This window comes from Massilia agri, assembly GCF_024753255.1.
Taxonomy (GTDB): domain Bacteria; phylum Pseudomonadota; class Gammaproteobacteria; order Burkholderiales; family Burkholderiaceae_D; genus Telluria; species Telluria agri.
In genome coordinates, this window is the sequence record NZ_JANUHA010000005.1 from 200,059 (window position 1) to 221,430 (window position 21,372).

Here is a 21,372-nt window from a genome sequence, read left to right on the forward strand (position 1 = left end):
GTTCTCCTTTAACCCGGGAAGTTCTCGGGGATCTTGGCTGCCGAACGGGCCGCGCTGCTGGAGATCACGTTGCGGCGCACCAGGTCCGTCAGGTTCTGGTCGAGCGTCTGCATGCCGACGTTGCTGCCGGTCTGGATGGCCGAGTACATCTGGGCGATCTTGGCTTCGCGGATCAGGTTGCGGATCGCCGGGGTGCCGATCATGATCTCGTGCGCCGCCACGCGGCCCGAGCCGTCCTTGGTCTTGAGCAGGGTCTGCGAGATCACGGCCTGGAGCGACTCCGACAGCATGGCGCGCACCATCTCTTTTTCTTCGGCCGGGAACACGTCGACGATACGGTCGATGGTCTTGGCGGCCGAGGAGGTGTGCAGGGTGCCGAACACCAGGTGGCCGGTCTCCGCCGCCGACAGGGCCAGGCGGATGGTTTCCAGGTCGCGCAGCTCGCCCACCAGGATGCAGTCCGGGTCTTCGCGCAGCGCCGAGCGCAACGCGTTGTTGAAGGACAGGGTGTGCGGGCCGACTTCGCGCTGGTTGATCAGGCACTTCTTGGAGTCGTGCACGAACTCGATCGGGTCCTCGATGGTGAGGATGTGGCCGTACTCGTTTTCGTTCAGGTGGTTGATCATCGCCGCCAGCGTGGTCGATTTGCCCGAGCCGGTGGGGCCGGTCACCAGCACCAGGCCGCGCGGTTTCAAGGCCAGCTCGCTGAAGATCTTCGGCGCGTTCAGTTCTTCCAGCGACAGGATCTTCGAGGGAATGGTACGCAGCACGGCGGCCGCGCCGCGTTCCTGGTTGAAGGCGTTGACGCGGAAGCGCGCCAGGCCGGGAATCGCGAAGGAAAAGTCGCACTCCAGCACCTCTTCGTACTGCTTGCGCTGGCCGTCGTTCATGATGTCATAGATCATGCCGTGCACGTCCTTGTGCTCGAGCGGCGGCAGGTTGATGCGGCGCACGTCGCCGTGCACCCGGATCATCGGCGGCAGGCCGGCGGAAAGGTGCAGGTCAGACGCCTTGTTCTTGACCGAGAAGGCGAGGAGTTCCGAAATATCCATTGTTATAATCCAGAGCGTGAATGGAGCCAGGCGAAGGTCCTCGTCTCGACTCAAAATATTTCCTATAGAAAATCATTATGTCCATAATCGCTGCGAACTTGCAAGCTGTCGAAGCGACAATCGGGGCCGCCTGTGCCTCTGCCGGAAGAGGCAAAAACGAGGTCCGGTTGCTGGCCGTGTCGAAGACCTTCCCTGCGGAAGCGGTGCTCGAAGCGATGGCAGCCGGACAACGTGCCTTCGGCGAAAACTATCTGCAGGAAGGCCTCGACAAGATGCAGGAAGTGGCGCGCCTGCAACCAGATGCTGTGCTCGAATGGCATTTCATCGGCCCGATCCAGAGCAACAAGACCCGCCCCATCGCGTCGAACTTCCAGTGGGTGCACACGGTGGAGCGGCTGAAGATCGCCCAGCGCCTGTCCGAGCAGCGCCCCGAGGAACTCGGTCCGCTCGACATCTGCATCCAGGTCAACATCAGCGGAGAGGCCAGCAAGAGCGGCGCCAGCGAAGACGAACTGCCGGAACTCGCGCGCCAGGTCGCGGCGCTGCCGAACTTGCGCCTGCGCGGCCTGATGGCGATTCCCGAGGCGACGAAGGATGAAGCGCAGCAGCGCGCCGCTTTTGCGCGCCTGCGCGCGCTGTTCGAGGCCCTGCGCGCGCAAGGCCTGGCGCTCGACACCCTGTCGATGGGCATGTCGGGCGACCTGAAGGCGGCGGTGGCGGAAGGGGCGACCATCGTCCGCATCGGCAGCGCCATCTTCGGCGTCCGCCATTACGAATAACAAAGGAAGAGCATGAAGATTGCATTCATCGGCGGCGGCAATATGGCCACGGCCCTGATCGCGGGCCTTGCCGGCCAACTGACGGGCGCCGGCAGCCTGCACGTGGTGGACCCGAACGCCGAGGCGCTGGAGCGCCTGGCGGCCCAGTACGGCGTGAGCACCGCGAACGGCATCGACGTGCAGGTATCTGGCGCCGACGTGATCGTGCTGGCGGTGAAGCCGCAGCAGATGCGCGAGGTGGCGGATCAGCTGAAAGCCCGACTGGGCAATCAGCCGCTGGTGCTCTCGATCGCGGCCGGCATCCGCATCAAGGACCTCTCGCGCTGGCTGGGCGGCTACACCCGCATCGTGCGCGCCATGCCGAACACGCCGGCCCTGATCGCCATGGGCATCACCGGCATGGTGGCGGAAAGCGGCGTGGATGCGGCGCAGCGCGAGGCGGCCGACAAGGTCATGGCCGCCGTTGGCCAGACCGTGTGGCTGGACCGTGAGGAACTGATCGATCCGGTGACGGCGGTGTCGGGCAGTGGCCCGGCCTATGTCTTCTACTTCCTGGAGGCGATGCAGCAGGCGGCGCGCGAGATGGGGCTGGACGCGGAGCAGGGGAGGAGACTCGCGCTCGCCACCTTCACCGGCGCCGCCCAGTTGGCGGCGCAGACCGGCGACCCGGTCGACGTCCTGCGCCAGCGCGTGACCTCGAAGGGCGGCACGACGCACGCGGCCATCACCAGCATGGAAGCGGCGGGCGTGAAGGAAGCCATCGTCGCCGCCATGAAGGCGGCGGCCGCGCGCGGCCGCGAGCTGGGCGAGGAACTGGGGAAGGCATAGCATGGTCCGGTCAAGGGACCGGACCACGGCTACACGCTAATGGATCTCGAAGCCCTTCCAGCGCAGCACCGGAAGGAGCTTCTGGGCGAACTTGTAGGCCGAGACGGCGGCCGTCACGGTGCCCACCGCCCACTTGGGGCGCGTGATGAAGAGACCCGCCGCCACGCCGCCGACGATCAGCGCCGCCTTCTTGTGGCGGATCGCATAGGCGGGAATGGCCCCAAGCGTCGCGGGCGAGGCGAGCTGCGAGTAGTCCTGCGCGAGCAGGGCGCGCTGGTCGGCGCAGCGGGCGACCAGGGCCTCGCGGCGCGCGGCCAGCTCCTGCGGTCTAGAAGCCATCGCTTTGCTCTCCCTTGAGCGCGGCGGCATCCTTGCGCAGCTCGCCCAGCGTGGCGGGCAGGAAGGGCTCACGCGCGGCCAGGCCGGCGCGCAGCTTCATCACTGCGAACAGGCCGCCCAGCGCGAACAGCAGCGTCATGCCGCCCACCGCCTCCAGGCGATGGGTATCCCAGAACAGCACCAGCACGAACAGCACCGCCAGGGCCAGGGCGAACAGCCCCAGCACCGCGGCGGCGGCCGCCCAGGCCAGGTAGCCGAACAGGCGGTGCGTGCCTTCCTGGAGCTCGATCGTGGCCAGCTCGATGCGCGTGCGCAGCAAGTCGACCAGATTGGCCCCGAACTGCCGGAGCGCCGCGGTGATCATCTCAGCGACGCGCGATCAGCATGCCGATCACGACGCCGACGGCGGCGCCCAGGCCCACCGACTTCCATGGGTTCTCGTGGACGTATTCGTCGGTCGCGCGCGCCGCTTCCTTGGTCTTCTCGACCACGGTCTGCTGGTATTCGGCCAGGCCTTCCTTGGCCGCCGACAGGGTCTGTTCGAACTTCGCCTTGGCCGCCTTCAGTTCGTCGCCGGTCAGCTGGCCGCCGTTGCGCAGCCAGGCTTCCGCGTCCTGGATCACGGTCTTCAGGTCGGACATCAGTTGCTCGCGGGTGCCGGTTTGGGTCGGGATCTTTTCCATCATGGTGGGGCCTCTCTAGGTTGAAGGAATGCTTTTTGTGCAATATTACCCGATTGCATAGTCGAGTGCGACACCGATGAACAGTGCGGCCCCTAGCCAGTTGTTGTGGCGGAAGGCCTTGAAGCAGTCCATGCGGTCGCGGTGCCGGATCAGGGTGTAGTGGTAGAGCGCCAGGCCCGCCGCGACCACGACGCCGGCCACGAACCACCAGCGCAGGCCGAGGTACCAGCCGCACACCAGGTCGATGGCCAGCGCCGCGCCGTAGCACAGCATCACGGCGGCCACGTCGAAGCGCCCGAAGGTGATGGCCGAGGTGCGGATGCCGATCTTGAGGTCGTCGTCGCGGTCCACCATCGCATACTCGGTGTCGTAGGCCACGGCCCAGAATACGTTCGCCGCCAAGAGCCACCAGGCCACCGCCGGCACCTCGTTCTGGACGGCGGCGAAGGCCATCGGAATGCCGAAGCCGAACGCGATCCCTAAATACGCCTGGGGAATCGCGAAGAAGCGCTTGAAATAGGGGTAGGTGCCGGCCACGATCAGGGCCAGCACCGAGAGCTGCTTGGTCAGCGCGTTCAGCGGCAGGATCAGGAGAAAAGAGACCAGCGATAGCACCATCGCCACCATCACCGCTTCCCAGCCGCGGATCTTGCCGCTGGTGAGGGGACGGTCGACGGTGCGCTTGACGTGCTTGTCGAAGTCGCGGTCGGCGTAGTCGTTGATGGCGCAGCCGGCGGAGCGCATCAGGGCGGTGCCGATGACGAAGATCGCCAGCACCCTAATTTCCGGCACGCCGCCGGATGCCATCCACAAGGCCCACAGGGTGGGCCAGAGCAGCAGGAGGATGCCGATCGGCTTGTCGGCACGGACCAGGCGGAAGTAGAGCGCCAGCTTGTTCATTGGATCGTCGCGTCTTGTCCAGCAAGAACTGTTGAGCAGAAGACAGCGATTCTACGGCTTTTGCGGCCGGTGCGCCGTCTTGACGGACCGCGCATGACGTCCTTGCAGCGAGCTCTGCATGTTGGGCTAAAAAGTTGCCATTTTGTTGTCATTGAACGGACATCTTCGTTTGTTTTAATGCATCGGCCATACCAAGACCGCCGGTGGGAACCGGCTCCATCACACATTGGAGATGCACAATGACTGACAAGGACGTTTCGCCAAGCCGGCGCAATCTGCTCAAGGGCCTGGCCGGCTCGACCGCGCTGCCTTTCGTATCCGCCTTCGCCGCGCTGCAGTCGCAGCAGGCCATGGCCGCCAACGGCGCCACCACCCTGGTCGACAGCCCCTACGGCCCGATCGCCCCGGTGAACGACATCACGACCGGCCTGCCGCTGCTGCAGCTGCCGGTCGGCTTCACCTATAAAAGTTTCGGCTGGCGCGGCGACCTGATGACGGACGGTCGCGCCTGCCCGGGCGGCCACGACGGCATGGGCGTGGTGCTGTCGCGCAAGGTCGGCCGCAGCACCGAGCTGGTGTTGGTGCGTAACCACGAGATCGGCGGCACCTCGCCAAGCAACTTCCTGAATGCGAGCGGCGTCTACGACGGCGGCAGCACCGGCGGCGGTTCGAGCAACAAGTTCGGCGGCGGCACCACCAACCTGCTGTTCCGCGACGGTAACTGGGTCAGCATGACCCCCAGCCTGGGCGGCACCCAGACCAACTGTGCCGGCGGCGTCACCCCCTGGGGCACCTGGCTGAGCTGCGAGGAAGTCGGCTCCGACAGCGTCAGCGCCTCGGGCAAGAAGCACGGCTACGTCTTCGAAGTGCATTCGGATCCGCGCCTGACCACCGGCCAGCCGATCGTCGGCATGGGCCGCTTCGCCCACGAAGCCGCCGCCGTCGACCCGGCCACCGGCATCGTCTACCAGACCGAGGATTCCTCGGGCAAGTCGGGTTTCTACCGCTATGTGCCGGACATCCGCACGGGCGCCCCGGGCAGCCTGGCCATGGGTGGCGTGCTGCAGATGGCCAAGGTCAAGGGCGTCCATAACGTCAACCTGGCCAATGTGCCGGTGGACATGAAGTTCGAACTGGAATGGGTCACCATCCCCCGGCCGGACGCCAACCGCGGCGACGCGACCGGCCCGAGCGGCGTGCGCATCACGAATGCGGCCGGTCCCTTCGTGCAGGGCTGGGAGCAGGGCGCGGCGCGCATGAACCGCGGCGAAGGCATCTGGTACGCCCAGGGCAAGATGTACGTGATGGACACCTCGGGCGGCGCGGTGCAGCGCGGCAGCATCTGGGAGCTCGACCTGGCGAGCCAGGTCCTGACCTGCATCTACTCGAGCCCGAGCCAGCTGGTCGGCAATATGGGCGACAACCTGACCGTCAGCCCGCGCAACGCCATCCTGATCTGCGAAGACGCCTCGACCGCCGCCACCGACCCCTTCGGCTTCGGCCAGCGCCTGATGGGCCTCACCAGCCTCGGCGACGCCTACATCTTTGCCAAGAACAACATCAACCTCAGCAGCGCCCAACTGAGCGCCGCCGGCAAGCTGACCTCGCTCGCGGGCGACCAGCGCGGCAACGAGTTCGCCGGCGCCTGCTTCGACCCGACCGGCCGCTACCTCTTCGTCAACATCCAGACCCCGGGCATCACCTTCGCGATCACCGGTCCCTGGGCCAAGGGCCCGCTGTAATCACTCATTGGAGAACCCCATGAAATTCGCCAAACTGCTTGCCTTCGCCGGCGCCCTGACCCTGTCCTGCGCCGCCAACGCCGCCCTCTTGAGCGCCAGCACCGGCTCGAACCCGGTCAGCAATTACAGCACTGCCGGTTCGGTCTCCTTCGACCTCGACCTGCAGAATTTCAGCAGCAAGAGCCTGACCTTCACGCTGGAAGAAGACGACCTGCTGGGCCCCTTGAGCTTCGACGCCCTGGTGCGCAACCTGGCCGGCGCCGCACTGAACCGCTTCACTTTCAGCCTGCAGGGCATCCGCTTCGCGGCGCCCGGCACCGTGACCCCGGCATTTGGCAGCATCGAGCGGGTCGACAGCGGAGAGTTTGCCGCGGGCATCAGCTTCGCCGCGCCGGAGTATGCCGAGTTCCAGTTCGGCGACGTATTCGGCGATGCCGGCGCGGCCGACTGGCTGCTCGACACCGCCGGCCTGCGCGCGGGCGACACCTTCACCATCACCGCCACCGTGCCGGAACCCTCATCGGCCGCCCTGGTGCTGCCGATGCTGTGCATGGCCGGCCTGATGGCCGCTGCGCGCCGCCGCAAGAAGGATTGATGTGCATGGTCCGGCCGGGTTTTCGGCCGGACCATTTTCGACCTGGCGCATTCGATGCGCCACGCATTGCTCCGGCGAGCCGGCCGTGCCAAGACGCGGCGCTTTGCACGGATCTTCTTACGCATACGCCTGCAGCAGGCGGATCGCAGCCTGAGACCGCCGGCGGCTACAATGGCGTGCAACACACTTTTTTCCTGATTCCGAGACCAAGACCATGCACATCTGGGTGGACGCCGACGCCTGTCCCGCCGTCATCAAGGACATCCTGTTCCGCGTGGCCGAGCGCCTGCAGCTGAACGTCACGCTGGTGGCCAACCAGCTGATCAAGGTACCCGGCTCGCGCGTCATCCGCGCCCTGCAGGTGCCGGCCGGGCCGGACGTGGCCGATGCCGAGATCGTCGCGCGCGTGGAAGCGGGCGACATCGTGGTGACCGGCGACATCCCGTTCGCCGCCCAGGTACTGGAGAAGGGCGGCCTGCCGCTCAATCCGCGCGGAGAGTGGTACACCAGGGACACGATCGCCCAGCAGCTCTCCATGCGCGCCTTCATGGAAGAGCTGCGCGGCAGCGGCGTCGACACCGGCGGGCCGGCCGCCTTCAGCCAGGCGGACAGTCGAAACTTCGCGAATGCCCTCGACCGGCAACTGGCGCGCGTGGGCGTGCGCGCTCCGGCCCGATAAGGCTGAGGCGGCAGAACAACGTTTCCTGCTGTTTCGTGCCGAACGCAAGCGTGCGCGGCGGGTGCCATCCTCGCATCTGCTAGGCTTTCCCTATCGCCGTCGGGCCGGAGCCCGCGAGGAGATTGCAATGTGGAAGCAAACCCTGGCCGGCCTTGGGCTGTCCCTCATCACGCTTGCGCCTGCGGCGCAGGCCGAGACCTTCTGGGAGTTCAGCTATACCGGCTTCGAGACCGGCGGCGTGTTCGACCCGCGCCGTGAACTCGGCGGATTCTTCGTCGGCGAAGACCTGGATGGGGACGGCGTCGTCGTGCAGGGCGAGTTGTCGCGTTTCTACCTGGACTCCCTCGAATTCGATGTGCGCGAGTTCAGCTACTGCGGGGGCGGCGGCTTCTATTGCGAGGTAAGCGATTTCCGCTACAGCCTCGACGGCGAACTCTACTTCAAGGCGGAATGGCTTTACACGGACGAGGCTGCGCGCTCGACCTTCTACGTCACCGCTGGCGACAAGATGGAAGGCGGCGGCTATGTCGGCAATGGCGAATCGAACTGGACCGTCTGGCGCTGGACCGACCAGACCCGCTTCACGATCAGCCCACCCCCGGTGCCCGAGCCGGGACAGGCCACGATGGCAGCGGGTGGCCTGCTGGTGCTGGGAGCGTGGGGCGCCGCGCGACGGCGGGCGAGGCCTGCCGTCTCGTACGCCTGATGTGCGCCGGCCCGCGCGCGCGCGTTCAAGGATGCTGCCGTTCGTTCCGGTAGCTGCATCGTCCTTCGGCGCCATTGCAGTCGAACACCCAGGTATCGTCATCCTGCGAAACGATGCGCATCTCGCGACCCTGGCGGACAGCTGGCCTTGTCCTGGCGAGCAGCCATGGGTAATGCTCGGGAGCAAAGCGAAACTCGCCGGACGCCTCGTTCAGGTCGAGATTATGCACGGTCACGATGTCCTGCGATGACGGTGGCAGAATGTCCGGCAGCCAGCCGCCTTCGAACAGGCTGTCGTCGCGCGCAGCCTGTAGCGTGGCGTAGCGGCTCTTTACCACGTCGCTGGGCAGGAACAGCAGGAGCAGCCAGAAGGCGGCCAGGCACCCCGGCAGGGTCCACGCCAGCGTTTTCAGCGCACGCTTCAAGCCGCCGCTTCGAGCGCCACCATCTCGATGCCCGGCAGCTTGCAATCGCCCACCGCCATGGCCACCGCATCGATCGCGGCGCGCCGGGTGAAGCTCTTGCGCCATACGATCACCACGCGGCGCGAAGGCGCCGGGTCGGAGAATGGGACGTAGGTCAGCAGGCCGTTCGGGTCGTGCATGTCGGCCACCGAGGCGCGCGGCAGCACGGTCAGGCCGATGCCGCTGGCCACCATGTGGCGGATGGTCTCGAGCGAAGACCCCTCGAAGGTGCGCTGCATGCCGTTGCCGGGCGAGGAGTAGCGCGCCATCTCCGGGCACACTTCCAGCACCTGGTCGCGGAAGCAGTGGCCGGCGCCCAGCAGCAGCATGGTTTCCAGTTTCAGGTCGTCGGCCGGGATTTCCTTGCGCTTGGCCCAGGGGTGGGAGCGCGGCATGGCGACGACGAAAGGCTCGTCGTACAGGGTCTGCATCGACATCCCGTGGTCCGGGAGGGGCAGGGCCACGATGGCGGCGTCGAGCTCGCCCTGGCGCAGCAGTTCGAGCAGTTTGTGCGTGTAGTTCTCCTGCAGCACCAGCGGCATCTGCGGCACGGTGTCGATCAGGCGTTTCACCAGTGGCGGCAGCAGGTAGGGGCCGATGGTGTAGATCACGCCCAGGCGCAGCGGCCCGGCCAGCGGATCCTTGTTCTGCTTGGCCAGTTCCTTGATGGCGGCGGTCTGCTCCAGCACGCGCTCGGCCTGGGCCACGATCTGGGCGCCCAGCGGCGTCACCGAGACTTCGGAACCCCCGCGTTCGAACAGGGTCACCCCAAGCTCGTCTTCGAGCTTCTTGATCGCGACGGACAGGGTGGGTTGGGCTACGAAGCAGGCTTCGGCGGCATGGCCAAAGTGTTTGGCGCGCGCGACGGCGACGATGTATTTCAGCTCGGTCAGTGTCATAGGTTCTTTTGCCCAGGTTGGCGCCACTGTGTTGACGCCATCCTGACACAATGTTGGCTATTAGTCAGCCACGATTTCATATTCTATCGAAATCGACTGCCTCGCATCCGACATCTATATAATTGCCGGGCAGGAAGTTAGCCTGTGTTCTCGCGAGGTACCCCATGTCGTCGACCTTCGGCCCGGCGGAAGCCCAGGCCTATATCCACAAGCTGCTGACGGTGATGCACCACCAGGGCGGCTCCGACCTCTTCATCTCCAGCGATTTCCCGCCCAGCATGAAGCACCAGGGCGCGATGAAGCCCCTGAGCCAGCAGCGCCTGTCCGGCGAGGTCACCCGTGCCCTGGCGCTGTCGCTGATGAACGAGCGCCAGCGCGCCGAGTTCGAAGCCGAGATGGAGTGCAATTTCGCGATCTCGCTGCCGGGCGTATGCCGTTTCCGCGTCAACGTTTTCGTGCAGCAGCAGAGCGTGGGCATGGTGGTGCGCACCATCGCCTCCGAGATCCCGAACTTCGAAAAGCTCGACCTGCCCGAGGTGCTCAAGGAAGTCGTGATGACCAAGCGCGGCCTGGTGCTGGTGGTCGGCGGCACCGGCTCCGGCAAGTCCACCACGCTGGCGGCGATGATCGACTACCGCAACAGCAATTCGGCCGGCCACATCATCACGGTCGAAGACCCGGTGGAGTACGTCCACAAGAACAAGAACTGCCTGGTCACGCACCGCGAGGTGGGCGTGGACACCCACTCCTGGCACAACGCCCTGAAGAACACGCTGCGCCAGGCGCCGGACGTGATCCTGATCGGCGAGATCCGCGACACCGAGACCATGGAGCACGCGATCGCCTTCGCCGAGACCGGCCACCTGTGCCTGGGCACGCTGCATGCGAACAATGCGAACCAGACGCTCGACCGCATCATCAACTTCTTCCCGGAAGAGCGCCGCAACCAGCTGCTGATGGACCTGTCCTCGAACCTGCGCGCGGTGGTCTCGCAGCGCCTGATCCGCACCGAGGACGGCAAGGGCCGCAAGGCGGCCATCGAAATCCTCCTGAACACCCCGACCATCAGCGAGATGATCCTGAAGGGGAACTTCCAGAACATCAAGGAGATCATGCACAAGTCGCGCGAGCTCGGCATGTGCACCTTCGACCAGGCGCTGTACGAGCTCTACAACAAGGGCTATATCGGCTACGACGAAGCGATCCGCAATGCCGACTCGGCCAACGGCCTGCGCCTGCAGATCAAGCTGTCCGGCGAGCGCAAGGGGCCGGGCGAGGGCGGAGGCGCCTCGCCTTCGCTGTCCATGGCGATCGAGGAAGAACCGAAAGACGACGCTCCCAACACCTGACTACTTATGCCAGCATTCGAAACCAAGATCTGCACGCGCGCCGAGCTGGCGCAGCGTATCGCCCACTTACCGAAACCGGTGGTGCTCACCAACGGCGTGTTCGACATCCTGCACCGCGGCCACGTCACCTATCTCGCCCAGGCGCGCGAGCTGGGTGCTTCGCTGGTGGTGGCCGCCAACACCGACGCCTCGGTCAAACGCCTCGGCAAGGGCGACGACCGCCCGCACAACACCCTGGCCGATCGCATGGCGGTGCTGGCGGCGCTCGAGTCAGTGAGCCTGGTGGTGGACTTCGACGAGGACACCGCGTTGGAAGTGGTGTTAGAGGCGAAGCCGGAGATTTACGCCAAGGGCGGCGATTACGACATGACGCAGATCCCGGAAGGGCAGGCGGTGCTGGCCTACGGCGGACGTGCGGTGGCGATCGACTTCGAGCACGATCGCTCCACGACGAAACTCGTCGCCAAGATCCGCGGCTGATCCCGTAGGGTGGGCGGTCCTCCGCCCACGCGTTCAACTCACGGATGCACTGTGGGGAAGCGTTCTCTTGTTGAACGCGTGGGCAAAGGATTGCCCACCCTACGACTGCAACAGTCGATCGAGCGGCTTGCCGGGCTTCGAATCCGGGAACAGTACCTTTGCCATGCGTCCCGGATCGGCCTTGAACGCTTCCGCGCAAGCCTGCACGATCAGCGAATCCAGCCCCAGCGTCGGCCGCAGGTCGCGCCCTTCCAGCAGGTCGGATGGTCCCAGCCCCGGCCAGTCCGCTACCACCCGTCCCCCTTTCACGGCGCCGCCCAGCAGCATGGCCGCCGCCCCGGTTCCGTGATCGGTCCCGCCGGTGCCGTTAGCCGCGGCGGTACGCCCGAATTCGGTCGCGACCAGGATCACGGTCTGGTCCCAGGCCGGCCCCATTCCCTGGCGCAGGCCGGCGACCATGCTGTCCAGGTTGCGCAGCTGGTTGGCGAGGCGTCCGTTCTGTCCGCTGTGCGTGTCCCAGCCATTCGTTTCGATCATCGCGATGCGCGGGCCGTCGGCGCGCGCGAGGAAGCTGGCGGCCATGCGGCCGGTCTCCTGAGGATTCTGGCGCGCCTGCGCATCGAGGCCGCCAGCCATGGCGCGCGCTTCCCGGGCTGCCGACCAGAGCGCATGCAGCTGCGGGTCCTGCCCGTATAGCTGCTCGATGCGCAGCATCAGGTCCTCGTTGGCATGCGGCAGGCTGGAGGGCGCGTAGGAGCTGACTTCGAGCGCGCCGCGCATCGCCATCGGCACCGTGGGCGAGAAGGCGATGCCTTCGCGGCCGCGGCGCGACAGGGATGCCAGCAGGCGGTTCATCCAGCCGTCCTTCAGCGCATATGGCGCCTTGCCGCCGGTCTCCAGCACGTTCTGGCCGTCGAAGTGCGAGCGCTCGCGGTAGGGCGAAGCCACCGCGTGGAAGAAGGTGGCCTGGCCGGCGTCGTAGAGGCTTTTCAGTTCGGCCAGCGAGGGGTGGAGGGCGAAGGTGCCATCGAGCTTGCTGGTCGCGTCGGGGCCGATGGCGAGCTCGCCGCGCAGGGCCGCGTAGGCCGGATCGGCGTAGGGAATCACCGTGTTCAGGCCGTCGGCCGCGCCGCGCTGGAGGATGAAGATGAAGCGGCGGCTGGTCGGCGCCTGCGCGAAGGTGATGCGCGGGGCGGCGAGCAGGGCGCAAGCGCCGGCCAGGAAGTGTCGTCGGCTCGTCATCGATCTACCTCCTCAGGAATTCGGGGCAGGCCAGCAGCAGGGCCAGCGCGGTGGCCGGGCTCTCGGCGTTGGCGATGGCCCGCTTCGTCATGTCGCCAAGGGCGCCGGGCAGGACCTGGGGCGCGAGCCGGCGTGCATCGCGCGCGCCGCCCGCCTGCGCGGCCAGGCGCTGCGCCGTTTCGACCCGCCGCACCAGCGCGTCCGGCGCCGCCCAGGCCCCGGCCGTATCGCCGTAGCCGGCCGGGGAGCCCGGCTTCCACACCGGCTGGCCGAGCCCGTTCATCAGATTGTTCGCCTGCTTGCCCGGCATCTCGCGGCGCCCGAAGGCGCGCATGCTCGAGATCGACCAGTCCCAGGGCGACTTGAACTTGCCGCTCCCTTGCGTCCAGGCTTCGGGCGACAGCACCAGGGTGCGGTAGACGGCGGACAGCTCGCCGCCGCTTTTCTGGAAGGTGTCGGCCAGGCGCGCGACCAGGGAGGGCGGCGGATCGTCCGCCACGAAGTGGCGCGCCAGCTTGAGGGCGATGTGGTGCGCGGTGGCGGGCGCCGCGGCCACGTCGCGCAGGATGGCGCGTGCCTGCTCCTCGCCGCCTTCCGGGTAGCTGCGGCCTAATACCAGGCGCTTGCCGGATTCGTGGGCGTCGGGACGGAACCGGAAAGGATTGCCCGGCGCCGTGCCGTCCGCGGCGCCTTCGTCGCTCACCGTCCAGCCGGTGAGGGCGCGCGCGAATTCGGTCACATCGGCCTGGGTATATCCGCTGCGTACGCCCAGCGTATGCAGTTCGAGGATCTCGCGCGCCAGGTTCTCGTTGAGGCCTTGCTGCTTGCCGCGCCGCTTGGCGGAGCGGCGCCCGAGCTGGCTGTCGGGGCCGACGGAACCGGTCTGGTCGAGGTAATGGAGCATCGCCGGATGGCGCACCGCGGCCAGGAGCATGTCCTCGAAGCGGCCCGTCACATGGGGCCGGATGGCTTCAAGCTCGTACGCGCCGGCCATGAGGATCACCTGCTGCTTCTCGGCCGACACCGCGAAGTGATTCGCCCAGAAGTGCACCAGCCGTTCCATGAAGGGCGTGCCGCTTTGCAGGGCGCCGGTCGCGCGTGCGCCAACTGCCGCCTGGTAGGTGTCGCGGCCCTGGCGCTGGAAGGCTTCGCGCATGGCCTGGCGCTCGACGTCGGGCGCCGCGCGCAGGGTGCGCTGCTGGATGGCCCATTCGCGCGCCAGGGTCCCGGTGCGGGGTTGCGTTTGCCAGGGAGCGGGCAAGGCCTCGTAGCGATCGAGCTGGGACAGGAGCCAGCGTTGCGGATCGTCCGGCAGCGCCTCGTCCGGCCGTGCGCCGAGGCCGAAGCGGTTGAGGGCGATGGATTCCTTGCTCATGCTTGTATTCCCTCGAGGGCGCCGGAAAGTTCCAGCATTTTCTCGCATTGGGAGCGAGGATGATCCGGTCCTCCCGGGCTTGTCAAGCAATTCATCGCCAGGCGATGTCCTCAGCCTGGCGCATTCTCCGGCGCCGCGGCGCGCGCGATCCGAAGCTCGGAGTCGGCCAGGCGCACGGTCTGGGTCGGATAGGCGAAACCGATGCCTTCCTGCTCGAAGCGTTCGAACAGCGCCACGTTGATGGCCTGCTGCACGTCCATATAGACGCCGAAGTCTGGCGTCTGCACGATGTAGACGACTTCGAAGTCGAGCGAGGAGGCGCCGTAGGACTTGAAGTGGGCGCGGTCGAATTTCACCTGGGGCTGTGCTTCCACCGCTTCGCGCAGGATGCCGGGAATCGCCAGCAGCTGCTGCTTGCTGATCTCGTAGACCACGCCGATGCCGAACACGATGCGGCGGGTCTGCATGCGCTTGTAGTTGCGGATACGGCTTTGCAGCAGGTCGCTGTTGGAGAACACGATCTGCTCGCCGCCGAGGCCGCGGATGCGGGTGGTCTTCAGGCCCACGTATTCGACCGTGCCGGAGAAATCGTCGACGGTGATGAAGTCGCCTACCACGAAGGGTTTGTCGAGCACGATCGAGAGCGACGAGAACAGGTCGCCCAGGATGTTTTGCATGGCCAGGGCAACGGCGATGCCGCCGATCCCGAGGCTGGCCACCAGGGTCGTGATGTTGACGCCGAAATTATCGAGGATCATCAGGGCAATCACGGTCCACAACAGCACGCGCGTCACGAAGCCCAGCGCCGCGGTGGACGTGGTGCTGGCCGCGTCCTGCTCGCCGCGCCGGATACGGTAATGGTGCAGCCAACCGTGCACCGCGACGTCGCCCCAGCGCGCCATCTGCAGCAGCAGCGCGGTGACGGCGAGGTGCGGCAGCAGGGCGACGGTCTTGGCGGGCAGCGCCAGCCAGTGCGAGCCGGCATAGATGCCGATTGCCAGCATGAACAGCGGGTGGGTGGCCGCGAGCACGCGGCCGGCCAGGTCGTCCAGCCAGGTCGCGGTATGCGCGGCGAAGGCGCTGATGCGCCGCACCAGCACCTTCCTGACGGCGTATAGCAGGATGCAGGTGGCGATGGCGATGCCGGCCGCGATCGACCAGGCCAACAGATCGTTATTCCAGAGTGTGTATTGCATGTGTTCCTTTCTGTCGGAGCGTTCGGCACAGGCTGCCACAGACGGCGCAGGGGCAGCGCGCCGGAGCAATGTCGCGGCAGCGCCACGTCGGGGGAAGGAAATAGTGTAACGGGAATAATATATTTGAACAAATTAACATTCTTCTGGGGAATATCTTCAGAAAGCAGACGATGGCGTAGCGAGCGGCTGCTATGATGCCGGCTGTCCACGGCCCGGCCGTCCCGCCCTTCGCTTCCCGCGAGTACCAAGATGAGTGAATTCGACAAGACCTTCGCGCCCCAGTCCGAGGCGCCCATGACCCTTGCCCAGCGCTTCAGCCTGCTGCACGACAAGGCCGACGACGACGTCATCGACGCCAGCCTGCGCTCCGGTGTCGAACTGCGCGGGGCCACGCCCTGGATCCTGATGTTCGCCATCCTGGTCGCCTCGATCGGCCTGAACATCAATTCGCCGGCCGTGATCATCGGGGCCATGCTGATTTCGCCGCTGATGGGACCGATCACGGGGATCGGCTACGGCATCGGCATCTACGACTTTGCGCTGATCCGGCGTTCGCTGCTGAACCTCGGCATCGCGGCTGCGATCAGCCTGGTGACCTCGACCCTGTATTTCCTCCTCACGCCGCTGGACGAAGCCCAGTCTGAACTGCTGGCGCGCACCACGCCAACGCTGTGGGACGTGCTGATCGCCCTGACCGGCGGCCTGGCCGGCATCATCGGCATGACCCGGCGCGAAAAATCGAACGTCATCCCGGGCGTGGCGATCGCCACCGCGCTGATGCCGCCGCTGTGCACGGCCGGCTACGGCCTCGCCAACGGCCAGTGGGCGGTGTTCGGCGGCGCCTTCTACCTGTTCTCGATCAACTGCGTCTTCATCGCGGTGTCGACCGTGATCGTCATCGAATTCCTGCGCCTGCCGCACCGTAAGTTCGTCGACGCCGGCGTCGAGCGGCGCGTCAAGCGCACCCTGTGGACGGTGGTGCTCCTCACCGCCCTGCCCAGCATCTACCTGGCGATCCAGCTGGTGGACAACGAGGTGTTCGGGCACCGGGCGCGCCAGTTCGTGCGCGCCGAGTTCGGAGACGCCAGCACCCACGTGGTCGACGTCCAGCTCGAACCGCTGCGGCGCCAGATCGAGCTCACGCTGATCGGCCCGCGCATGCCCCGGGCCGCGATCCAGGCGATCGAGAAGCGCATGCCACAGGCCGGCCTGGCCGGCGCGACCCTGGTGGTCCACCAGGCCGAGGACAGCCGCGTCGACGTCGGCGTGCTCAAGGCCGACATCCTGGCCGAGATCTACCGCGACACCCAGCAGGGACTGCGCGAGCGTGACGCCACCATCGCCCAGCTGCGCCAGGAGCTGGCAAAGCGCGACGCGCGCCGCGACGCCTGGCGCGAGACCGCCTTCGACATCCGCAACGAATTCGTGGCCCAGTATCCGGCCTGCGCCGAGGTGCTGATGGGCGTGGCCCTGGTGGCGGCCGAAGAAGGCAAGCCGGCGGCCGAGGCGCCGATGTTGACCGCCACCTGCAAGCGCGCCCTGGTGCCGGCCGACGCGCAGCGCGCCCGGGCCTGGCTCACGACCCGCACCAAGAACGATGGCGCCCGGCTGGTGCTGATCCCGGCGCCGCGCCGGCGCTGACGCCGGCGCTTATTTGCGCTTGCGCCCGCCGCCGGCGAAGGCCTCGATCTTTTTCGTGGGACCGGACACGATCAGGAGATCGGCCGGCAGGATGCGGGTTTCAGGCAGGGCGTGCTGGAAATCCTCGTTGGCGCGCTTCACCCCGACCACTGTCACGCCGTGGCGCGAGCGCACGTGCGACTCGGCCAGGCTCTGGTGGTGGGTATCGGCCGGCGCGTGGATCTTGGCGATCGCGAAGCCGTCCTCGAACTCGATGAAATCCATCATGCGCCCGGTGATCAGGTGGGCCACGCGCGCGCCCATGTCGGCTTCCGGGTACACCACGTGATGGGCGCCGATGCGCTGGGCGATCTGGCCGTGCTCGGGCGTCTTGGCCTTGACCCAGATGTCCTTGATCCCGAGTTCGGTCAGCACCATCAGGGTCATCAGGCTGGCCGACAGGTCGGAGCCGATCGCCACGATGGCGTGGGAAAAATCGGCCACGCCGAGCTGCAGCATGACGTTCTCGTTGGTGGAGTCGGCCTGCACCGCATGGGTCAGGCGGTCGCCCCAGAACTGCACCAGGTCCTCGCGCTGGTCGATGCCCATGACGTCGTGGCCGAGGCGGATCAGGGACTGGGCCACCGAGCCGCCGAAGCGTCCCAGGCCGATCACGACCACGCTGTCGCTCGCGGAAAACGCGAACTGCTCTGTAAATATCCTACCCAACAATTGGATGCTCCTCCGGATAACGATAAGGCATGCGCCGTTCGCCCAGCACGAGCGACGTGGCGAGCGTGATGGTGCCGACCCGGCCCATGAACATCAGGAGGGCCAGCAGCAGCTGTCCGGCCATCGGCAGGTCGGGCGTGATGCCGGTCGACAGGCCGGCGCTGCCGAAGGCGGCGATGACCTCGAAAATGATCTCGTTGGTCGGCAGGTGGGTCATGCGCAGCAGGATGACCGTGGCCACCGCGACCACCAGGCTGCCCAGCACCAGCACCGTGATGGCCTGGCGCTGGGCGGGCGCGCCGACCCGGCGCCCGAAGGCTTCGGTGTCGGCATGTCCTTTCGCTTCGGCAATGACGAGCAAGGCCAGCACCGCGATGGTGCCGACCTTGACCCCGCCGGCGGTGCCGGCGCTGCCGCCGCCGACGAACATCAGGAAGTAGTGCACCGCCCAGGTTTCGTGCGTCAGCGCCCCGATGTCGACGGTATTGAAGCCGGCGGTGCGCGCGGCCACCGACATGAACATGCTGTTCAAGACCTTGTCCGCCACGGAGAACGGCCCCATCGTGCGGGCGTTGTCCCACTCGAACAGCAGCACGGCGAGAAAGCCGCCCACCAGCAGGATCGCGGTGCCGCTCAGGGTCAGCTTGGTATGCAGCGACCAGTGCCGGGGATCGCGGTAGCGGTGGCGCAGGTCGTGCAGCACGGGAAAGCCGATGCCACCGATGACGATGGCGAGCATCACCGGCAGCAGGAAGAGCGCATCCCCGGCATAGCGCACCAGCCCGTCCGCGTGGATCGAGAAGCCGGCGTTGGTGAAGGCCGACACGCCGTGGAACAGGCCGCTCCAGGCGGCGTCCGGCCAGGCGAGCCCGTAGCCGAAGCGCAGCCTGAGCGTCAGGACCAGGGCCAGCGCCGACTGGCAGGTGACGGTCACGACCACCACGACCCGGGCCACCTTGCCGACGTCGCCGAGGCCAAGCGTGCGGCTCTCGGCGTGGGTAAACATGCGGCTGCGCAGCCGCGGCGAGCGGTTCACCATCAGGCCGAGCAGGGTGGCCGCCGTCATCAGGCCGATGCCGCCCAGCTGGAACAGGAGCAGCAGCGCCACCTGGCCGAAAGGTGACCAGTAGGTGCCGGTATCGACGATCGCCATGCCCGTCACGCACACCGCCGACACCGCGGTGAACAGCGCGACGTTCCACGGCGCGCCCACGCCTTCGCTGCGGGCCGCCGGCAGCATCAGGAGCAGCATGCCGGCCACGATCGCCAGCAGGAAGGCGAGAGCGACCGCGCGGGCGGGATGGATGACGGTCTTCATGCGCCTGGTTTCACCGTTCGAAGTCCATGGTGTCGGGGTCGGAATTATACGCTTGACAATGGATGCGGGACAGGCACGCTCACCCCGATCGCATAATAGACGTCAAAGTCTATATGAAATCCATGTTTGCTATTGACGGATAAAGATAACGCATGCGAAGCTAGGCAATATGGTAGACAATATGGTCTACATGCATAAGAGGAACGCATGTCCGGTAAATCCACGATCTTCATTGCCTTCGCCGCCAGCGCAGCCTGTTCCGGGGCACAGGCATGGGAGGCCGTTTCGCCGGCAGCGCCGGCCGCACCGAAGCCCGCCACCGTCGAGGTCAAGGCCAATGCCGACACCCTGCGCCGCAACGACACCGCCAGCCGCAGCGTCGTCACCCACGAGGAGCTGGTGAAGTACGGGGACCGCTCGGCGCTGGACGCGATGAAGCGGCTGCCCGGCGTGACCGTGGTCGATGGGACCGTGCGCATGCGTGGCCTGGGCAGCGGCTATACGCAGGTGCTGGTCGACGGCGAGCGCGCCCCGGCGGGGTTTTCGCTGGAGGCGCTGGCGCCGGAATCGATCGAGCGCATCGAAGTGATCCGCGCCGCGACGGCCGAATTCAGCACGCAGTCGATCGCCGGCACCATCAATATCGTGCTGCGCAAGGCGGTCGGGAAGAGCGCCGGGGAGCTCAAGCTCGGCGCCGGTGGTGGAGAAGGAGGCAACCGTTCGCGAGGCATTATCCTGGGCCATTCGGGCAAGCGTGGCGGCATGAGCCATACCGTGGGCGCCAACCTGGCGCGCGGCGCCTTTCCTTCCACATCGATGGAACGGGAAACCGCGCTCGCGCCAGGCGGCGCACTGCGCGAGCTGCGCGAGACCACCTCGGTCTACGACCGGACATTCACCGCCGTGAACGCGAACGCGCGCCTGTCCTGGGCGCTCGGCGGCGCCGACAGCCTCAGCTGGCAGACCTTCTTCAACGACGGCCGCTCGCGGGGTACCGAGGACAATCGCAGCGAGACCCTGGCCGGCCCCAGCTATCCCTATCCCCTGATGCCGGCCTGGTTCCTCATCGACAGCAGCAGCTTGCGCAGCGAGCTGGCGCTGGCCAGGAAGCGCGAAGGCGGCGCGAAGCTGGACGCCAGGCTCGGATGGCACGCGTCGCGCAGCGAACGCAGCCTCGCGCGCCAGGGTTTCCAGGGCGGGTCCATGGTGCTGGACAACCGCGACGACAGCCACATCCGCGAGAAGGGTTTTACCAGTACCGGCAAATACACCGTGCCGCTGATCACGGATCACGCCTTCGCCTTTGGCTGGGATGCGGGCCGCAGCCGCTACCGCCAGCGCAATGTGCGCACCGACGCCGCGCTGGCCGGTTCGATCCCCTTCGAATTCGACAACGGTTTCGCCACGACGCTCGAGCGCCTGGCCGTGTATGCGCAGGACGAGTGGGACGTGCGCCCTGGCTGGTCGGTCTACCTGGGAGCGCGCTGGGAAGGCGTGCGCATGCACACCACGGGCGAGGAGTTCGCCCCGGCACGCTCGCGCTACAGCGTCTTCAGCCCGCTGGCCCAGACGGTCTGGAAAATCCCGGGGACCAAGGGAGACCAGCTGCGCCTGGCCCTGACGCGCACCTACCGCGCGCCGCCGCTCTCGCGCCTGGTGCAGACGCTGTTCTACCAGACCTTCAACACCGAGGTCTCGCCCGACATCGTCGGCAACCCGGCGCTGCGGCCGGAACTGGCCACCGGGCTCGATGCGGCATGGGAGCACTACTTCGCGACCGGCGGCCTGGTCTCGGTCAGCGCCAGCAGCCGCGCGATCCGCGACTTCATCCGCAGCACCGTGCGCTTCGACGGCACCCGCTGGATCTCGGCGCCGGTCAACCAGGGCGACGCGCAGGTGCGCAGCCTGGCGCTGGAAGCCAAGCTGCCCATGAAGACACTGGGGCGCGACTGGCCGCTCGACTTGCGCGCCAACGTGAGCCGCAACTGGTCCAGCGTGGACGCCGTGCCCGGCCCTGGCAACCGGCTCGACCGCCAGCCGCGCTGGTCGGCCAACCTCGGGGCCGACTACAGCGGACGCCAGTTCTCGACCGGCGCCAGCTTCGGTTTCGTGTCGGGCGGCTGGACGCGGACCTCGGACGCCCAATCCATGTACGGCACGGCGACGCGCGACCTGGAGCTGTACGCCCTCTACAAATTCAGCCCGCTGCGCATGCTGCGTTTCACGGCCAGCAACCTGCTGGCGCCTGTTCGCTCGGGGACCTCCGTGTATGCGGATGCGCGCGGCCTGCGCGAAAGCAGTGACCGCAGCCCCGGCTACCGCAGCTGGCGATTGCTGTACGAGCAGAAGTTCCAGGCCAACTGAGCGAGGAGGGCGGCTTTGCCGCATCCGTGGC

22 protein-coding genes are annotated in these 21,372 nt (G+C 66.9%); 10 read left to right on the top strand and 12 right to left on the bottom strand.

The annotated features are described in order from the left end of the window. Window positions 1-8 precede the first annotated feature (8 nt). A complete protein-coding gene (locus NX780_RS09565) occupies window positions 9-1,052 on the bottom strand; it encodes a type IV pilus twitching motility protein PilT (RefSeq protein ID WP_258827634.1) in 1,044 nt (347 codons plus the stop codon). Window positions 1,053-1,129: 77 nt separating this feature from the next. Here NX780_RS09565 and NX780_RS09570 point away from each other — a divergent pair, with 77 nt between their 5' ends. Both NX780_RS09570 and proC read left to right on the top strand, forming a co-directional pair. Next, window positions 1,130-1,831, top strand: a complete 702-nt coding sequence (locus NX780_RS09570) for a YggS family pyridoxal phosphate-dependent enzyme (RefSeq protein ID WP_258827635.1) — start codon at window positions 1,130-1,132, stop codon at window positions 1,829-1,831. A 12-nt stretch (window positions 1,832-1,843) separates the two neighbouring features. Beyond that, the gene (proC, locus tag NX780_RS09575; protein WP_258827636.1) at window positions 1,844-2,659 is read left to right on the top strand and encodes a pyrroline-5-carboxylate reductase; all 816 of its coding nucleotides are present in this window, start codon (window positions 1,844-1,846) and stop codon (window positions 2,657-2,659) included. 36 nt (window positions 2,660-2,695) lie between these two features. Here proC and NX780_RS09580 read toward each other — a convergent pair whose 3' ends face one another. The 4 genes from NX780_RS09580 to ubiA are packed head-to-tail and all read right to left on the bottom strand — an operon-like array spanning window position 2,696 to window position 4,581. Further along, window positions 2,696-2,998 carry a hypothetical protein gene (locus NX780_RS09580; RefSeq protein ID WP_258827637.1) on the bottom strand — a complete coding sequence of 101 codons (303 nt, stop codon included), beginning with the start codon at window positions 2,996-2,998 and terminating at the stop codon, window positions 2,696-2,698. Next, on the bottom strand, window positions 2,988-3,362 hold the full coding sequence (locus tag NX780_RS09585; RefSeq protein ID WP_258827638.1) for a phage holin family protein: 375 nt from the start codon (window positions 3,360-3,362) through the stop codon (window positions 2,988-2,990). Before NX780_RS09585 ends, NX780_RS09580 begins: the two co-directional genes overlap by 11 nt. A gap of 1 nt (window position 3,363) precedes the next feature. Further along, window positions 3,364-3,684, bottom strand: coding sequence for an ElaB/YgaM/YqjD family protein (locus tag NX780_RS09590; RefSeq protein ID WP_258827639.1), 321 nt, complete (start codon window positions 3,682-3,684; stop codon window positions 3,364-3,366). Between the two features lie 42 nt (window positions 3,685-3,726). Continuing rightward, window positions 3,727-4,581 (bottom strand): 4-hydroxybenzoate octaprenyltransferase, encoded by an 855-nt coding sequence (gene ubiA, locus NX780_RS09595; RefSeq protein ID WP_258827640.1) that lies wholly within the window; start codon window positions 4,579-4,581, stop codon window positions 3,727-3,729. 239 nt (window positions 4,582-4,820) lie between these two features. Here ubiA and NX780_RS09600 point away from each other — a divergent pair, with 239 nt between their 5' ends. The 4 genes from NX780_RS09600 to NX780_RS09615 all read left to right on the top strand — a co-directional run bounded on the left by NX780_RS09600 (window position 4,821) and on the right by NX780_RS09615 (window position 8,303). Continuing rightward, the gene (locus NX780_RS09600) at window positions 4,821-6,323 is read left to right on the top strand and encodes a PhoX family protein (protein WP_258827641.1); all 1,503 of its coding nucleotides are present in this window, start codon (window positions 4,821-4,823) and stop codon (window positions 6,321-6,323) included. Window positions 6,324-6,342: 19 nt separating this feature from the next. Next, window positions 6,343-6,918, top strand: a complete 576-nt coding sequence (locus NX780_RS09605) for a PEP-CTERM sorting domain-containing protein (protein ID WP_258827642.1) — start codon at window positions 6,343-6,345, stop codon at window positions 6,916-6,918. Between the two features lie 214 nt (window positions 6,919-7,132). Beyond that, entirely contained in the window at window positions 7,133-7,597 is a 465-nt protein-coding gene (locus tag NX780_RS09610; RefSeq protein WP_258827643.1) for a YaiI/YqxD family protein, read from the top strand. Between the two features lie 127 nt (window positions 7,598-7,724). Further along, window positions 7,725-8,303: a hypothetical protein gene (locus NX780_RS09615; RefSeq protein ID WP_258827644.1), complete on the top strand. Its 579-nt coding sequence runs from the start codon at window positions 7,725-7,727 to the stop codon at window positions 8,301-8,303. A gap of 25 nt (window positions 8,304-8,328) precedes the next feature. Here the strand turns inward: NX780_RS09615 and NX780_RS09620 are convergent, their stop codons facing one another. Further along, a complete protein-coding gene (locus NX780_RS09620; protein WP_258827645.1) occupies window positions 8,329-8,727 on the bottom strand; it encodes a YbbD-related protein in 399 nt (132 codons plus the stop codon). Next, on the bottom strand, window positions 8,724-9,665 hold the full coding sequence (locus NX780_RS09625) for a hydrogen peroxide-inducible genes activator (protein WP_258827646.1): 942 nt from the start codon (window positions 9,663-9,665) through the stop codon (window positions 8,724-8,726). Before NX780_RS09625 ends, NX780_RS09620 begins: the two co-directional genes overlap by 4 nt. A 164-nt stretch (window positions 9,666-9,829) precedes the next feature. On the opposite strand from NX780_RS09625, the gene NX780_RS09630 reads away from it, so the two are divergent. Together NX780_RS09630 and NX780_RS09635 are read left to right on the top strand one after the other, a co-directional pair. Then, window positions 9,830-11,014, top strand: coding sequence for a PilT/PilU family type 4a pilus ATPase (locus NX780_RS09630; protein ID WP_258827647.1), 1,185 nt, complete (start codon window positions 9,830-9,832; stop codon window positions 11,012-11,014). Between the two features lie 6 nt (window positions 11,015-11,020). Next, window positions 11,021-11,494: an adenylyltransferase/cytidyltransferase family protein gene (locus tag NX780_RS09635; RefSeq protein ID WP_258827648.1), complete on the top strand. Its 474-nt coding sequence runs from the start codon at window positions 11,021-11,023 to the stop codon at window positions 11,492-11,494. A 99-nt stretch (window positions 11,495-11,593) separates the two neighbouring features. Here the strand turns inward: NX780_RS09635 and NX780_RS09640 are convergent, their stop codons facing one another. The 3 genes from NX780_RS09640 to NX780_RS09650 all read right to left on the bottom strand — a co-directional run bounded on the left by NX780_RS09640 (window position 11,594) and on the right by NX780_RS09650 (window position 15,307). Continuing rightward, a complete protein-coding gene (locus NX780_RS09640; RefSeq protein WP_258827649.1) occupies window positions 11,594-12,736 on the bottom strand; it encodes a DUF1501 domain-containing protein in 1,143 nt (380 codons plus the stop codon). Window positions 12,737-12,740: 4 nt separating this feature from the next. Next, entirely contained in the window at window positions 12,741-14,111 is a 1,371-nt protein-coding gene (locus NX780_RS09645; protein WP_258827650.1) for a DUF1800 domain-containing protein, read from the bottom strand. Between the two features lie 110 nt (window positions 14,112-14,221). Further along, window positions 14,222-15,307: a mechanosensitive ion channel family protein gene (locus NX780_RS09650; RefSeq protein WP_258827651.1), complete on the bottom strand. Its 1,086-nt coding sequence runs from the start codon at window positions 15,305-15,307 to the stop codon at window positions 14,222-14,224. A 249-nt stretch (window positions 15,308-15,556) separates the two neighbouring features. On the opposite strand from NX780_RS09650, the gene NX780_RS09655 reads away from it, so the two are divergent. Continuing rightward, on the top strand, window positions 15,557-16,948 hold the full coding sequence (locus tag NX780_RS09655) for a DUF389 domain-containing protein (protein WP_258827652.1): 1,392 nt from the start codon (window positions 15,557-15,559) through the stop codon (window positions 16,946-16,948). A gap of 9 nt (window positions 16,949-16,957) precedes the next feature. On the opposite strand, the gene NX780_RS09660 is transcribed toward NX780_RS09655, so the two are convergent. Both NX780_RS09660 and NX780_RS09665 read right to left on the bottom strand, forming a co-directional pair. Next, a complete protein-coding gene (locus NX780_RS09660; protein WP_258827653.1) occupies window positions 16,958-17,659 on the bottom strand; it encodes a potassium channel family protein in 702 nt (233 codons plus the stop codon). Next, window positions 17,649-19,037, bottom strand: a complete 1,389-nt coding sequence (locus NX780_RS09665) for a TrkH family potassium uptake protein (RefSeq protein ID WP_370663594.1) — start codon at window positions 19,035-19,037, stop codon at window positions 17,649-17,651. The genes NX780_RS09660 and NX780_RS09665 overlap by 11 nt, the downstream gene beginning before the upstream one ends. A gap of 147 nt (window positions 19,038-19,184) precedes the next feature. Here NX780_RS09665 and NX780_RS09670 point away from each other — a divergent pair, with 147 nt between their 5' ends. Beyond that, a complete protein-coding gene (locus NX780_RS09670) occupies window positions 19,185-21,341 on the top strand; it encodes a TonB-dependent receptor plug domain-containing protein (protein WP_258827654.1) in 2,157 nt (718 codons plus the stop codon). The last annotated feature ends 31 nt before the right edge of the window (window positions 21,342-21,372 follow it).